The sequence below is a fragment of the Sphingobacterium sp. G1-14 genome (assembly GCF_002196555.1).
GTDB classification, from domain to species: Bacteria; Bacteroidota; Bacteroidia; order Sphingobacteriales; family Sphingobacteriaceae; genus Sphingobacterium; species Sphingobacterium siyangense.
The window spans coordinates 1,742,858-1,759,551 of the sequence record NZ_CP021381.1 but is presented as its reverse complement, the minus strand read 5'-3'; the positions used below and the strand labels follow the sequence as shown (position 1 = coordinate 1,759,551).

The window sequence follows — 16,694 nt, the reverse complement described above, 5'->3', positions numbered from 1 at the left end:
TGACTTTTCAAACAAAAAAATCAGGAGATAACATACAGACAATTAGGGTACACTTATTTTAGATATGACAGAAATCACAAACTGATATTAAATACAACATTTTAAAACTGTTATTCGTTATTCATATTTGTCTAAAGCGCGTCAAATTCAATACGTAAAACAACAAAAACTATTTGACTTAAGGTCATTCACAATTACATTTGTTTTATTACATTTGATAGTAAAATAGGGAATCCAGTACACTTTCACGCACATTCCCTAAATGCAAAATAAATAAGATTAGATTTTGTAGATTAAATTCCTTCTAATGAAAAAAAACATTCTACTACCGGTAGATTTTTCGGCTCATTCTAATAATGCTGTAAATTACGCAGTGGACCTTGCCCTCGAAAAGGGGTATTCTATCCATCTTTACCACAATTATACTTCGGCTTCTGCTGTATTTGAGGAAGAAAATAGCCGTAACGAGGCAACTTCCCAAACATTCAAAGCTGATATCCTTATTAAAAATCTGGCAGAATCAATAAAATTAAAGCATCCTACGCTTGAAATAACCACCCAATGTGAGCGCGGTATGATTACTGAAACACTACCGGAGCTCGCCACTCCTAGTCGATTCGATTTTGTCATCATGGGGACTAAAGGCATCACCAATGACGACAGCCAACTTATTGGCAGCACGACCTATGTCATTAGCAAAAAAGCCAAAATACCTGTCTTGGCCATCCCAACTGAAGCGTCCTTTACACCTATTGACAAAGTTGGCTTACTGTCTAATTTTAAAGAAGAAGAGGTACAGACCGTGCAGGATTTTGTCAACATTATCGGCAAAGACTTTGAACTAAAACTTATGCATGTTCACTACGATCATTCATCAGAAAACAGAATCGAAGACAAGCTTGAAGTATGGAAATATAAGATCAAAAAATATATTGGTGTGACCAATATTGCTATAGAAGTGGATTCAATACAAGGCGACATTGAGGACTTAGATACGGTTCCGGAAGTGATTAATGAGATGATCCATGAGGAAAAGATCAAAATATTACTGGTGACACGATCGAGGAAATCGTTCTTTGAACGTGTTTTTACGCGTTCCGTTGCAAAAGCATTATTTAGTCATCCCTTAGTTCCAATATTTTTTACTAAAGCATAACCTTATAGCCATGTCTAAACTATTAATACCAGTAGATTATTCCGAAAACGCACGAGTTGCCGCATTTTATGCAGCTCAAATCGCGACGACAACAAATGATGAGATTACACTCTTTCATTCGTTCACTTCGCATATCAACAAATTTGCAAATGCGAAGCATTTAGTAGACCCCACCGAGGGAGAAGCTCGCCATCAGATGGAAAAACTTGTAGCCGAACTTCTACAGGAATATCCTTCGCTTAAAATTTCTACCTTATTTGCCAACGGTATTTTGGCTGAAACACTGGATAAACAAGAGATAAAAGAGGTCTATCAAACGGTGATTATGGGTACAAAAGGAGTGACCGGACTTGAATCTGTATTGATTGGAAGCAATACATATGATGTCATTAAAGAGTCGAAGATCCCTGTTCTAGCCATCCCGAAAAACGTGACAAAATTCAAAAATGACAACATCGCTCTATTGACAAATTTCAAACCCGGTGAACTTGAAGTGCTTAAACAAGCGATACCATTGTATGGAAAAAATTTCCATTTACAGCTTATCCACATCAACAAAAACAACCTAGATATCAATATATTAGGAGAAAAACTTAAAAATTGGATTGAACAGATCATTGCTGAAACTGGTATCGAGGATATTTCCTATATCATCAAGTCGCCAAGTTATTTTGCAGGTTCACGAGAGAATATTGCTAACGGTATCCATACCATTATCCGGGATGAAGATATCGATGTTATTTTGATCACAAAAAGCAGAAAAACTTTTTTCCAAAACATTTTTACAGAAAATATTGTTAAGCATCTGGCTTTTGAAATTGAGGTGCCAAACTTTTTTGGGCGTGTAGAGTAACCAAATAATTTTTGGCAAATTTATTGCAAGAGTGTTCAGTGAGTTAATTTAACAACAGTATTATAGTAGATAATTTTACAAACACGCATTATGAAAATTAGCCTTAAAAAATCAGGATTACTTGTTGCGGCAGGAATTTTATCCACCGCATCCTTTGCGCAAAGCACAAAAGAAGCATCAATCGAAGGCACAACTCCATTAGGTTCGGCAACACAATATAGAACCTGGTCTATCGGTGTAGGAGCCGGTGTAACAAGCTTGCAGAATATCGCCAAGTTTAACAATGGTGGTTATGACAAACTAGACTGGAATTTAGGATATAGTGCTTATATCAAGAAACAAATCTCGCCATCATTCGGATTAAAAGCAACTTATTTTGGCGGAAAGACAGCTGGTTATGATAACAGCGACAAGCAAACTGGATTCGAAACCAAAACTCCTTGGTCAGTTGCCTTATCTGGTGAGTTTTTAGCAGCCAACACGAATTGGAGATTTTTCAACAGTTTTATTAAACCTTATGCATCGATTGGTGTTGGGGTAATGAATGCTGAAACTGCTGCAATCGCTGGTGGTAACAAAGGTGAATATGGAGATTCTTATTCTAAGATCTATGTTCCCGCAGATTTTGGTTTGAAATTCGCTGTTGCCAAAGGTATTAACTTTGAATTGGGATACCAATTGAATTGGGCAAACCAAAGATTTGACAACAGAACAGTTGATCAACAATATAAAAATGACTTATTTACTTACGCACATGCCGGCTTAGAATTCGCATTGGGCAGCAGCAGCAAACCTGCATTGAATAATTCAAATCCTGTCGCAACCCTTGTGAATGACTATACAGTAAAATACGATGATCTAAAAGCTCAAAATGATGCATTGAATGCTAAAAACCAAGCTTTGCAAGGTCAATTGGACGGTCTAAACAATGATCTAAAAGATGACGACGGTGACGGTGTTGCCAACAAATATGATAAATGTCCGGGCACACCTTCAGGTGTTCAGGTTGACGGATCAGGTTGTCCAATTGTTGTGAAAAACGAAACCAAAGTTGTTGAAAAAGTAGTCGTTACCGAAGCCGATCGAAAAGTTGTTGCTGAAGCGATCAAAAACTTAGAATTCGATTTAGGTAAAGCAACGATTCGCTCCACTTCGTATGCAACATTGAATAAAGTTGCTGCATTATTGATCGAGAAGAATTTTAGTTTAAAACTCGCAGGTCACACCGACAATACAGGTTCACGTGAATTAAATATGCGTTTATCTAAAGAGCGTGCAGAGTCTGTAAAAGCATATTTAGTATCTCAGGGTGCTAACGCGTCGCGCATCGAAGCAACTGGATATGGTCCAGACCAACCGATTGCATCCAATAAAAACGCAGCGGGTCGTCAACAGAATCGCCGTGTTGAATTTACACTTTATTAATAACTAACAAATTACACTAATAAAAAGGTGTTTTTAACAGAAACACCTTTTTATTTACCAAATATCATATTTCAACTACAAACCTATAGTGAATTTAATTTTTAACTTATTACTTTTGCATCAGTTTATACAAACACAAATTATATGAAACTAAAATTACAATTAGTACTTGCTCTAGCATCAGCGGGCTTATTTACCAATAATGCAATTGCCCAAAATGCGAAGGGATCATCCATTGAAGGAACAACACCATTTGGTCCGGTTACGCAATACAGAACATGGTCTATTGGTATCGGTGCAGGGGTGACTAACCAAACCAATATTGCTGGTTTTAACCGTGCAGATTATGAGGATTTGGCATGGAACCTGGGTTACAGTGCTTATATCAAGAAACAAATATCTCCTTCTTTTGGCATTAAAGCAAGCTACTTTGGCGGTAAAACAGGTGGCGCATTTAAAGATGGAACGCAATCTTTTGAAGCTAAAACACCTTGGTCCGCTGCATTATCTGGAGAGTTCCAAGCAGCAAATACCAATTGGAGATTCTTTAACAGTTTCATCAAACCTTATGCATCAATAGGTGTTGGTGTGATGAACAGCAAAACTACGTTGACGACAGGAACAACTTCCCAAGAATCGGATGGCATTTCCAAAATTTACGTACCATTGGACATGGGACTTAAATTTGCTGTTGCCAAAGGGATCAACTTCGAGTTGGGTTATCAGTTAAATTGGGTTAACCAAAACTTTGACGGTATTCAAGGTGGTCAATATAAGAATGACTTGTTTACTTACATCCATGGTGGTTTAGAATTTGCATTGGGTAATGGTAGCAAACCGGCTTTGAACAATTCAAATCCAGTAGCGACCTTAGTTAACGACTACACATTGAAATATGATGATCTTAAAGCACAAAATGATGCTTTAAATGCTAAAAACCAAGCACTACAAAATCAATTGGATGGCCTAAACAGTGACCTGAAAGATGATGATGGTGATGGTGTAGCTAACAAATATGACAAATGCCCAGGCACACCTTCAGGTGTTCAGGTAGACGGTGCAGGATGTCCAATTGTTGTTAAAAACGAAACAAGAGTGGTTGAGAAGGTTGTTGTAACAGAGGCTGACCGAAAAGTTGTTGCTGACGCAATCAAAAACCTGGAATTCGATTTAGGAAAAGCAACCATACGTCCTACGTCATACGCGACATTAAATAAAGTAGCCGAACTGTTAATCGAGAAAAATTTTAGCTTAAAACTAGCTGGTCACACCGATAATACAGGTTCCCGTGAATTGAACATGCGTTTATCAAAAGAACGCGCTGAATCGGTAAAAGCTTATTTAGTATCTCAAGGTGCTAATGCATCACGTATTGAAGCGACAGGTTATGGCCCTGACCAACCGATCGCATCAAACAAAACCGCTGATGGTCGTCAACAAAACCGTCGCGTAGAGTTCACGCTTTATTAATCGATATTCTTTGATTTATACAAGCCAAAGGCATCACGTGAAGTGATGCCTTTTTTATTACTCCTTTTCTTATCGAAATCTTATTCTTTGATAAGGTAAACGTAAAAAGATCCCCCTATTTAAAGTAAATAAACATTTGAGCAACAAAAAGATAACTTCCAAACAAACAGCATAACACGTATTTTTAATAAAGCAAAATTTAAAAAATGCGTAGACCCCATGCTCTTGTGTTGGCTTTCTTTTCGTTGATCTTTTCCTCTTGTGAAAAGGATCCACCACTTCACGAACCCGGCTCAAATGAAACCATCAACCAGTGGACATTAGACCAAATGAAACGCTACTACTACTGGAATTATAAAATTGGATCAACCCAAGATTACCAACAAAGTCCAGATTTATTTTTCAAACATATCCTATACCCCGAAGATCATTTTTCCACTATCTTACAAACCCTAAATAGTGATACCTATGGAAATACGCTAACAAATACTTTTGGGTTCGATATGGTACAACTCCAAACAACAGGTAAAACCATCCAACTGATCACCCAGATTGTTCCCTTCAGCGAAGGAGATTTAATAGGACTCAAAAGGGGAGACAGCATAAGCCACATCAACAACGAGCCTATCGACCAGAGCAACCTGAAATCGCTACTAAGCAAATCCTTGATTTTACCGGCAATGCATTTGACGCGAAACGATGGCAAAATCTTTCATCTGCCTTCTTCCTATATTTCCCAGCCTGTCCTCTATACCGCTAAACTCATCTCCTCCTCCCCCACGGTAGGCTATATATTTTTAAGTCAATTTGACTTTAGTGGGGCATATTCATTATTGGAAGCGGTCCAAAATTTCAAGTCCCAACAGGTACAAGAACTTATTGTCGATTTACGTTATAACCCCGGTGGACAGGTTGCTTTCGCCTCATTTTGCGCACTCTTATTGGCAGACATCAAGGAAAACGACATTTTTGCCAAATACCAAGGCAACAAAAATATCAAAAATAGAGAAGACAGCTTCGCAGCAGCACTGCAAGGTCAGCCCGATGGCTATTCATTTTCAGCAAAAGATGTTCTAAAACAAGGTTTACATTTAAAAAGAATTTTTATACTCACAGGGCCAAACACGGCATCTGCGTCCGAAATGTTAATTAATGGATTACATCCCTATGTACAGGTTGTACAGGTTGGCGATAAAACCTATGGAAAAGATATGGCATCGACCACACTATCTACACCTGAGGAAATTCATGGCACTGAACGTGCTTGGCATTTGATTCCCATGATCTATAAAATATACAATAAAATGGGACAAGGAGATTATAGCAACGGAATTACTCCTTCTATCAAGATCGACGAATTTGCCTTTTTACCTTTACCCCCAATAGGTGACACCAGAGATCCATTGATCCGGGAAGTGTTACGAACAATTCGTGATAAAAACACCAGAGTCAAGGGCACTATCAATACAACAGAAAAGACGAACATTTTATCCCCCAAATATAGAGGAAGTACTTATCAGGTAATACCTATCGAAGTGAGTACAGAGGATAAGACCGAAAAATAATTTTATCAGTGTGCACAAGAATTTAATGAGGTGATGATCATACGTAGATCGGCTCCAGTCTGTCCATTTTTGGCTAATTTGCGAAGAGAAGGAGACAAGATTTTCGAACGAATGGTTCGCTCCTTCGATTCATAGCCCTGTACGATGTCTTCCAGCTGCTGCAACTGTTCCAAATATTGCCGATAAAGTTCATTCAGCTCCGCCATTTCATTCCTTAAGGATAGCAGCGCAGCCGCATCAACGGACTGATCTACATCTCCCTGAATTTTCAGGGAGATAGCAAATAAATTACGATGTTTTATAGCATTGATGCCTTTCATAATGACTATTTTTTTGAATTAATGGTTTACCATTGATGTAAGTGTTGACGGGTATCTGTGTTTGTTTTGTAATGAGTTTTATTTCTGTAGCCAGATATTATCCAAACCATAGCCTATCCCTCCAATTTCTGAGAATGCATCAACATCAAAATATGCATCGGATTCTTTTTGAGGGAGATATACAATACCGATATCTACCGAAAAATTAAAAAACAAAAAGACTTTTTGTCCATCTATAAGGATCGGTTTTAAATCCTTATCTAATACTTGCGCCTTTGGCACAAAAGTAGCGTCAATCGGTATTTTGATAAATTCTTCGGGAATTTTATCTGATATCAAGTCGGTAATCAGGATTGGATTTTCGTCATACTTGACCATATCCATTCCCCAACTTTCATCATAGACAGGCTTACCTTGATAAACCGCCAATCGAATTGGCTCACCATTAGGTGAAATTGTTTTATTATAATTTAAGATCTTTACTTGCCTCACACCCGGAATCGATTCAACATCATCTCCCAAGGGATTTGGCCCAACAACGAGTGACGGATCAATGGGACTTTTACTATGTACACCAAAGGTATTTAATCCTGATTTGAGCGGAAGCCGTTGCTCTAGGACGACCTGATCATTACTATTATATGCAACGACCGATGAAGAATCGGCATCTTTATTTCGTATAAAAATAAAATTAGCATCGTTTGGATTAGCAACTTTTCCATCTATCGTTACTCTTTTTACATCCACCGACGCAGTGCTATAGGATCTAAAAGCAATCCGGGCCAATTCTTCAGTTTCTACAATAGGTTCACCTTTTTGACAGGAAGACAATAGGGATCCAATCCAAAGGGCTATAAAACAGAGAAATAAATTTTTAATCATCTATAAAGGATAAAGAAGTGAGCCATTGCATGGCTCACTCAATTAAATAATCAATATTAATAAGTTTTTGGAGCAAATTGAGTCCAGTTTGCAGTCCAAGGAGCAGTTGTCGGATGGAATGCACCTTTATAAGTTGTACTTCCATCACCATATGCAGGTGAAGTTGACAATGGTCTTAAAAAAGCAGGATTAAATGTAGATGTTGTTGGATAAAAAATATTAACACCACCTGCTAGCTTTAAATAAGCAGCAGCATCCGTTGAAACATTTGTTTGATTTCCAGCTGGTGTTGCACCACTGAATGCTGCTGTATACGCATGTACAACATTACCTGTAAAAGTACCTGTTGCACCATCCTGAAATGCAGCACCTGTGGCATAACCTGCGATAATCGAATTTTGAATATCATACTGTGAAGCTCTTCTCCAACGGTTACCAAATTTCAGCTTAGTCGTAGCTACACTAGCATCTTTAATACCCAAGAATGTGAAATTTTTCAATACCGGACGAGTCTTAGGTGTCGCTGCATATGGTGCTGTACCTTCGTTATCCGACTCCAAACCGTTTGAATCCGAGCTACCGCTTGATGTGCTATTTGTTGAATTAGGATCCTTTAATGATAAGGCATATTGAATTGTTCCAGTGTATCCATGATCGAAATCAAAGTCATCATCGTCATTCGATAATGCAACCAAGTACTTCGCATTTACAGTACCTCCGAAGAATTCGAAGCCATCATCTTTACCCCAGGATACTTGAATGTTTTCTAGGGTAGTTCCGCTACCAACACCACCTAGCGTTAATCCATTGATTTCATTGTTATCGTTCAAGTTGTAACCGGCAAATTCAATACGCACATATTTCAATGAACCTGAATTGTCTGCTGGACTAGAACCACCATAAGATACATCTGTTCCTATTGGTTGCGGTAATCCTTCGATTTTTGTTGTCGCAGGCTGGTTTGTTGTTGCTGATCCCAATATGATCAATCCACCGAAATCGCCAGGATTGCGGGATCCAGATGCATTCGGAGAAGTAAACACGATAGGCGATGCAGCAGTACCATTAGCGATCAATTTCGCTGTTTTTGGAACAACTAATACTCCCTTAATATCGTGTGTTTTTCCAGAGACATTATCAGTGTAGGCTTTAGTATTACCAGAAGTAATGTAAGTACCCGCTTGAATTGTCAATGTCGCACCCGGTTTTACGAAAGCAACTCCATCAATTTTCCATACGGTATCTGCAGAAAGCGTAGTTTTAGTAATAATACCGGCAGCATCTGTTGGGATCGTTGCCTGAGGTTTGTTTGGCAAACCAGCATTCAAATCTGAATTAGGTCCTACGTTGTCTTTGTTACAAGAAGCTAATGCGATTGCGCATACGCTTGCTACTGTTAAGATTTTTTTCATTTTGTGTTAAATAATTACTAGCTTTGCCATCACAAGATCATTTTTTAGACTATGCATCCCTATGGGATAGCATTTCATAAGGTTGCATAGTTGTTTTCAATCACCCGTTTTCTGTATTTTTCTATTTTACTTCCCTGTTGTGCGACTTGGACAAACCCGGAACTTATGTACATTATTGAGGAGTGATATGAAACTGCCTCGCGCAGATAGTTTTATCTTATTAAAAATTGTATGTCAATGAAAGATTAAATCTTCTCCCTTCTTTTTTTCGATAGGTTATAATATCCCCATCAGCTTTATTGTATCTATTGTCCCCTTTAAATTTTTTGATTGTATAAATTCCATTTTCATTTCCGACACTGTATCCCTCTGTATTCTGATAATAGCGAGTCCAATCATCTAATAGGTTCGCCATATTCAACTTAGCTTCTAATTTATTGTTGAGAAAACGTTTATATATCTGCAGGTCCAGTTGCTTAGGCGCTAATTCATATTCCACTCTATTGGGATCAATGGAAGTAATATTCGTTCTGTATCCTCTATGGTTATAACTAACCGTCGTTCCGAATGAATTTCCCCAATAGCCAATTCCCAAATTCAACAACCATGGTGATTGACCGATCAAAGGACGATCCTGACCGGGAGAACGATCTTTAATCCGCTCAGGCAACTCCTTTCCGTCAACAATCTTATACTTCCACGAACTCAATACATTTACTTTGGAGCTTAAAAGCGTTGCATTCGCTGAGATAAAAAAATTTGTTAACCAATCTTTATCACCTATAAAACTTAAATTTTTACGAATTTCAAATTCTAACCCATTATTTTTAGCAGATTCCATATTATTAAAGACATAATAGGCCCCACCCGTAAATGATTCATCTTCGACCAGTTCAATGGGTTTATCCAGATATTTATAAAATCCCGTTAATGATATAATTTCTCCCGGACTTGGGTACCATTCCAACCGCAGATCTACATTATCAATAAAGGTCGATTCCACATTATCCCCTGAAATAATCGCATCCAGTTCAAAGTCATAAAATCCAAAAAAACCTGTTTCTCGAAAATCTGGACGGATTGCAGTTTTTGAATAGCTACCTCGAACATTAAAGGTATTAGTAACACTATAAGTGGCATTAATGGATGGTAAAAATTTCCAATTATTTTCACGCACAAGCAATTTATATGCTATAAATTTATTTTTGTCATCATTCGGATCACCATTCTGTTTTCTAAACATTTCGTCCTGACGATTTTTTAGGTTATAATATTCAGCACGAACACCATACACCAAGCGCAATTTATTCCATAATTTCTGATCCAACATAAAATATCCTGCGTGCGATTGCATACTTCCGTCATATACATTTCCGCCAATAAGCTCGGGATAATAATAAGCCTGACCAATGCCGTTGCCAATATTTTCCGACGAAAACAACACATCATAAGGCGCTTCGATAGCAGGTGCTGCGGTTGACGGATCATTAGGCATATAGGAACGCGTAAAGGGCAACAAACGAAATATGGATAAATCTCGCTTCTTAGACCAGCCCTGATAACCAACTTTAACCAAAGTACTGACAGATCGTCCTTCTCCAAAAATGCGGGAAAATGCCATTGCCCAATTATAATCATCCTCATTGATCTGTGTCCACATACGGGAATCTTTTCCCAGCACAGATGAATTTGACCATCCTGAAAGATTTAACAAATTTGGAGTCTGAAATAGATGTTGATCATCGAATACAGTAGTCAATCTATATCTCAATTTCCGCTCATCTAAAATCTGTTGTTTGATTTTATTATAGGCAAACATGCCTTCCGCTTTAATTTTCCAAGGCAATTTATATTCGCCGCTTAATTGATGCTGTTGTAAAGACATTGCTTCAGGCAGCTGATACTGATTTTTTGTTGGAGCATTACTTAGGTCTGCAAAGGCCGCTCGAATATTTTCATTATAGGAGTTGTTATAAGTACGGGCATATATATTTTTGAATGCGAGCTTAAAATCCTGCCCTTGTAACCCAAAATTCGCAACTAACCCACTACTACTATTAAAACGATAAGAAGTACCCGCTCCATTTAAACCGACTCCTGTACTGTCAATATAGTGTGCTCCATTAATAGCGGATCCTCTCACATTATTGAAGGCTACAATATTTTGTTCATTTCGAATATTCGCAGAAGCAGAGAAACCAAACAATAATCCATTTGAAAGATTATATCGTCGCCCCAATGCAAACCGAAAATTTTGGTTGGGATTGGCTTTATAACGATATAGTTTCATAGCGTCTGCATTGACCTGTTTAGATTGGGATATTGCATCAATGTCATTATACTTGACATCTGAACCCGGCATTAAAAATTCTTCATTTAACTTTGGATCGTCCAGTACATACCCAGGGGGGGCATCCAGACGTCGGGCTTCACCATTCCAATACCAAGGCAATATCCCCTCAGGTTGTTTTGAAGAAGAATGATTAAAACCAAAAAATTCCGATGCTTTCCGCTCCCCCAGCCGATAAAAGTCTTTGCCAGTTGTGCGGGAATTACCACCTATCCCATATTGTATTGTCGTAAAATTCTTCTCCGGAATATCCAATGTATTTACCGAAACCTGTCCGCCAGAAAATTCAGCGGATACATCCGGTGTTGCCGTTTTATTGACCACCACCGAGCTCACCATTTCTGTCGGTATAATATCAAAGGAAAAATCCCGTCTATTCTGCGAAGTACTCGGAATCACCACACCGTCCAACATGGCCTGATTGTAGCGGTCGGACATCCCCCGCACAATGACGTTCCGGTTATTAACAGTGGTCAATCCGGTAACACGTTTTAAAACCTGCCCCATATCATTGTCCGGTGTACGTGCGATCTGTTCGGCGGATATTCCGTCCGTCACCGACGCTGCGTTTTTTTGCGCCGCATAAAGACCGGCTACGGAAGCTTTTTTAAACGATACATTGACAACTGCCGTCTCTAGCGCATTTACCTGCGTCTTCATGGCAATGTTTAACCCTGTCCGTTGTCCGGACTGTATTTTGACCCCTTCAATACGTTGGGTCTGGTAAGAGAGGTAACTGACTTCCAATATGTAGGTTCCCGGTTCAGCATTCAAAAGATAGCTCCCATCGATACCGCTCTGTGTTGATTTATTGGTACCGATCAGTTTGATGCTGGCATTAGCCAAAGGCTGACCGCGATCATCAATAACTTTACCTGAAATATACCCATTCTGCTGTACCGGTTTTTCGACTAATGTAATATAGACACTGTTGTCTTGAGCCATTAGGTCAGTCTCCCTGAGCAGATAACGCATGACATCGCGGACACTACTACTTTTAAAAATTTTGGCATTTACCTTTTTCTTTGCCAGATTATATTTCGCTGCATCGAAAGCGATATGTATATTTTCGGATTCCAAACGCTCGAAAGCCGCCGGAATATTAGATTCACTAAAAGAAACTGTAATCTTTTTATTGAGTAACTGCCCGTATGCGCCCGAAGCTAAGAGCATTTCGGCCGACACGATCGAAAGAAATAGACCTACCAACGATGTCCTTATCATAAACTTAATATCGTTTTGCGTAACGTATTGCTTAAATTTCATAAATTTGTATGCGTATATAATATCTCTTAAGTTGTTGTATATGTTATTTATACCATCTCCAAATGGTACATGATGCAGAGTTGACGATGGCCGTCGTCAGCTCTCTTTTTTTATTCCCGAATTAGTAAATATGCACTATCCTGCCCTCCTTCCTTGATTTGTTGTGATGAATTGCTTTGATACTTTCCAGGGTTGCCGTCCAGGACAGCTGCTTTGATATCGGCATACTATACCGTTGTTGGGCAATCCGCTGATCGTCAGTTTTAATATCCACATCATAGATACTTTTGACCGCCAGTGCCAATTCTGCAAAACTGCTTTGCTTAAGATAAACTCTTCCCTCAATCCAGCTATTCCGTGTCGTCAGATCAAAAGTCTCCTGCTGGCTATTGTGGTTATTTTTGGTATAACGGATCTGTTCGCCGCGGGTCAGCACACCCAGCGGATTGCTATTGGCAGTAACCTGCACTTTACCTGTAAATACGGACACCGATATCTCATCCAATTCCGCATAGTTTTTCACGGTAAAGGAGGTCCCCAGCACCCTTGTCTGTATTTGTCGGGCATTCACCACAAAAGCTTTTGAGGAATCTTTCTTGATCTCAAAATAGGCCTCTCCAGCCATAAGCTCCACAACTCGATCACGCCTATTGTAAGAGACGGTATCCAATTTAATTTTGGAATATGCGTTCATTATAACGGTTGATCCGTCGGCCAAAAATATCCGCTTACGTTGTGAGGCCCCTGTTTCAAAAATCCGGTAACCGGGTTTTAAATTCGCTTCTCTTTGGGAGAAATTCAGATCATGCTGTTTTGTCCAAAATAAAACGCTAACACATAACAGTAGACTTGCTGCAACCGTTCCGCTCCAGTAGATTATGCTCCGACCCACTGATTTTTTAGACGCAGTACTTCCAATACGTTGCTGTATATTATTCCATAATCGAACCTCATCTACCTCTCCTTCAGAAAGTTCTTCCCGATCAAGCGTATCATACCAGCGATCAATCAGGGACCTCTCAGCCTTGTTCGCATTATTATGCTGGTATCTATAGATTAAGGATTCAAAAATTCTTCTTTTCACTTTTTATGCCTGCTGTTTATATACAAGTCCGCAAAAAAGCCTCAAAGTACTTCAAGAAATAGTTAATGTTGTATGAAAGAATTGTTAAAGGATCAAAGTTCAGAAAATAGGAATATGGCAAGGTGGGTAAGCTACTTAGCGAGCTCGTCTATAATAAAGACCAAAAGAAGGCTAAAACTACCGTTTTGAACATGTTGATAGCCCAAAATAGCTTTCCGTAATCGTTTGGATGCTTCCGTAAGATTATTTTTGACCGTTTGCTCAGACAGCCCCATACGCATGGCTATCTCTCGAATGGATAAATGTTCCCATTTCAATAAAAGCGCTTGCCGCATATTCTGTGGCATAATTTCCAGCTCTTCCTCCAACAACTTCTCAAGGGCTAAATACGTATTGAGATCCTCTGGATGCTGCTGCACATAGTCGAATATATGTTTACTCCAGTGCTCCAACAATCTGTCTTTGGCTTTATTGGAATTAAAGAAATCTATAATTTTATATTTGAGCATCCCTTTCAAATAGGCTGGAAGATTCATTTGGATGTCGATTGTATGCCGCCTTTCCCAAAATTGGACAAACAGCTCCTGTAGAATATCCTCCACATCCTGTCGGTCTAGGATCCGACGGGCAGCGTGCTGATAAAGATCTTTCCAGCAATAGCGATACAATTCCTCATAAGCAGAAGTATCGTTAAACTCTTTAATAGCTTGTAGCCAACGCTGATGTACAACTGGTCCTTGATTCATGCTAATACCAAAATTAAGGTTGAGATATTAAGTTTCTATTAATAAATGAATAAAGAAACTGTAGGTATATAAAATAGTTTCACATTCGAAATAATACTTTTCAAAGTGAGCTAAATCTATATAACAGCGCTCAATTTATTATCACCTGGTATAAAAGAATCAGATTCCCTTAAAAATCAATTATTTAAATTATTTGTTTATTCCAATATTATTCTTACCTTTGCAACGCCTTAGGCAATAGTGCCTATTGTATAAAATATTTCATGAACCCATTTTTAGAACTGGGAATCCGTGAGGAAGTTGTTAATGCCATCTCAGAATTAGGTTTCGAAAAACCTTCTGAAATTCAGGAAAAAGCCATTCCTGTTTTATTGACTGGTAACGACGATTTTGTCGGATTAGCCCAAACTGGCACAGGAAAGACCGCGGCATTTGGTCTTCCATTATTAGAGCAATTAGACTTTTCTCAAAAACACCCACAGGCATTAATTCTTTGCCCTACTCGGGAATTATGTTTACAAATCTCAAAAGATTTAGAAAAATTTGCTAAATACGTTGACAACGTACATGTTGTTGCTGTATATGGAGGTGCAAATATCTCAGACCAGCTACGTCAAATTAGACGTGGAGTGCAAATTGTAGTAGCGACCCCAGGTCGTATGTTGGATATCATCGGCAGAAATGCGATTGATTTTTCAAATGTAAAATATGTTGTATTGGATGAAGCGGATGAGATGCTCAATATGGGCTTCAAAGAAGACATCAACAACATTTTGTCAGAAACTCCTGACGAGAAAAAAACTTGGTTATTTTCGGCGACAATGCCTTCTGAGGTACGTCGTATCGCAAAGAATTATATGACCGATCCAGTTGAGCTTACTGTAGGTACAAAAAACACCGGTAATGCCAACATTGAACACCACTATTATTTGATCAAAGCAAAAGATAAATATGCTGCGTTCAAACGTATTGTGGATTCAAACCCTGATATCTTTGGTATCGTATTTTGTCGTACAAAAATCGAAACACAGGATATCGCTGAAGCGTTGATCAAAGATGGTTACAATGCAGATTCATTGCATGGTGACTTATCACAACAACAACGTGATAAAGTTATGAAACGTTACCGTGACCGTAGTTTACAATTGTTGATCGCAACAGACGTAGCTGCTCGTGGTATTGATGTAAGTGATGTAACTCACGTTATTAACTTCTCTTTACCTGATGAAACAGAAAACTATACACACCGTTCAGGCCGTACAGCCCGTGCAGGTAAAACTGGTATTTCACTTTCTTTGGTAAACGTAAAAGAACTAAGCAAAATCCGTCATCTTGAAAAGATCATCGGTAAGCCTTTTGAGAAAAAACAAGTACCTCAAGGTGCTGAAGTTTGCGAAAAACAATTATTTTCTATCGTTAAAAAGATTGAAAATGTTGAAGTAAACGACGAACAAATCAGCCCATTCTTGCCTGCAATTATGGAAAATTTGGAGTCACTTTCAAAAGAAGATATCATCAAAAGATTCGCTTCTCTTGAGTTCAACCGTTTCTTGGATTATTACAAAAATGCACCTGATTTAAATATCGAAGCGCGTGACGGTGGTCGTGAAGACCGCGGTGATAGACGTGATGGTCGTTCACGTGAAGGTTCAAAAGGCTACACGCGTTTATTTATGAATTTAGGTTCAGTAGATGAATTCTCTCGTGGAGATATGTTGGGCTTCATCTGTAACAATGCGAATATTTCAGGAAAATCAATCGGTAAAATTGATTTGAAAGGCGTGTTCACATTCTTCGAAGTTCAAGATGCAGAAGTAGAAAAAGTATTCCAAGGATTCCAAGGTGTAGATTACAACGGTCGTCAAGTACGTATCGAAGTATCTGGTGAAGCAAGAGGTGAAGGTCGTAGCGACCGTGGCGGAAGAAGCCGTGGTGGTGATCGTGGCGGAAGACGTGAAGGTGGATACCGTGGTGGTGATCGCGGTGGAAGACGTGAAGGTGGATATGGTGGCGGCGAACGCAGCGGAAGACGTGAAGGCGGATTCAGTGGTGAGCGTCGTGATCGTGGCGAGCGTAGCAGCAATGGCGGCGGCTTCCGTGATTTCTCTGGAAAACGTAAAGAATCAAAAAGCAAATACTAATCATTAGTACTTAGCATAAGAGTT

12 protein-coding genes are annotated in these 16,694 nt (G+C 38.9%); 6 read left to right on the top strand and 6 right to left on the bottom strand.

Annotated features, from left to right (window positions below; genetic code table 11):
• Positions 1-307 precede the first annotated feature (307 nt).
• The 5 genes from CBM24_RS07305 to CBM24_RS07285 all read left to right on the top strand — a co-directional run bounded on the left by CBM24_RS07305 (position 308) and on the right by CBM24_RS07285 (position 6,469).
• Positions 308-1,156: a universal stress protein gene (locus CBM24_RS07305; protein WP_088160702.1), complete on the top strand. Its 849-nt coding sequence runs from the start codon at positions 308-310 to the stop codon at positions 1,154-1,156.
• Between the two features lie 10 nt (positions 1,157-1,166).
• The gene (locus CBM24_RS07300; protein WP_088160701.1) at positions 1,167-2,009 is read left to right on the top strand and encodes a universal stress protein; all 843 of its coding nucleotides are present in this window, start codon (positions 1,167-1,169) and stop codon (positions 2,007-2,009) included.
• 90 nt (positions 2,010-2,099) lie between these two features.
• Entirely contained in the window at positions 2,100-3,434 is a 1,335-nt protein-coding gene (locus CBM24_RS07295; RefSeq protein WP_075991683.1) for an OmpA family protein, read from the top strand.
• Positions 3,435-3,578: 144 nt separating this feature from the next.
• The gene (locus tag CBM24_RS07290) at positions 3,579-4,904 is read left to right on the top strand and encodes an OmpA family protein (RefSeq protein WP_088160700.1); all 1,326 of its coding nucleotides are present in this window, start codon (positions 3,579-3,581) and stop codon (positions 4,902-4,904) included.
• A 206-nt stretch (positions 4,905-5,110) separates the two neighbouring features.
• Positions 5,111-6,469, top strand: coding sequence for a S41 family peptidase (locus tag CBM24_RS07285; RefSeq protein WP_088160699.1), 1,359 nt, complete (start codon positions 5,111-5,113; stop codon positions 6,467-6,469).
• Between the two features lie 5 nt (positions 6,470-6,474).
• Here the strand turns inward: CBM24_RS07285 and CBM24_RS07280 are convergent, their stop codons facing one another.
• The 6 genes from CBM24_RS07280 to CBM24_RS07255 form a co-directional block, all read right to left on the bottom strand.
• Positions 6,475-6,789, bottom strand: a complete 315-nt coding sequence (locus CBM24_RS07280; RefSeq protein WP_088160698.1) for a hypothetical protein — start codon at positions 6,787-6,789, stop codon at positions 6,475-6,477.
• Positions 6,790-6,867: 78 nt separating this feature from the next.
• Entirely contained in the window at positions 6,868-7,671 is an 804-nt protein-coding gene (locus CBM24_RS07275; RefSeq protein ID WP_088160697.1) for a hypothetical protein, read from the bottom strand.
• 56 nt (positions 7,672-7,727) lie between these two features.
• On the bottom strand, positions 7,728-9,083 hold the full coding sequence (locus CBM24_RS07270) for a hypothetical protein (protein WP_088160696.1): 1,356 nt from the start codon (positions 9,081-9,083) through the stop codon (positions 7,728-7,730).
• Between the two features lie 220 nt (positions 9,084-9,303).
• Positions 9,304-12,657 (bottom strand): TonB-dependent receptor, encoded by a 3,354-nt coding sequence (locus CBM24_RS07265; protein ID WP_232475714.1) that lies wholly within the window; start codon positions 12,655-12,657, stop codon positions 9,304-9,306.
• 163 nt (positions 12,658-12,820) lie between these two features.
• Positions 12,821-13,783, bottom strand: a complete 963-nt coding sequence (locus CBM24_RS07260; protein ID WP_088160694.1) for a FecR family protein — start codon at positions 13,781-13,783, stop codon at positions 12,821-12,823.
• A gap of 131 nt (positions 13,784-13,914) precedes the next feature.
• Positions 13,915-14,529, bottom strand: coding sequence for an RNA polymerase sigma factor (locus tag CBM24_RS07255; RefSeq protein ID WP_088160693.1), 615 nt, complete (start codon positions 14,527-14,529; stop codon positions 13,915-13,917).
• 263 nt (positions 14,530-14,792) lie between these two features.
• On the opposite strand from CBM24_RS07255, the gene CBM24_RS07250 reads away from it, so the two are divergent.
• Positions 14,793-16,670, top strand: coding sequence for a DEAD/DEAH box helicase (locus CBM24_RS07250; RefSeq protein ID WP_075991675.1), 1,878 nt, complete (start codon positions 14,793-14,795; stop codon positions 16,668-16,670).
• Positions 16,671-16,694 lie beyond the last annotated feature (24 nt).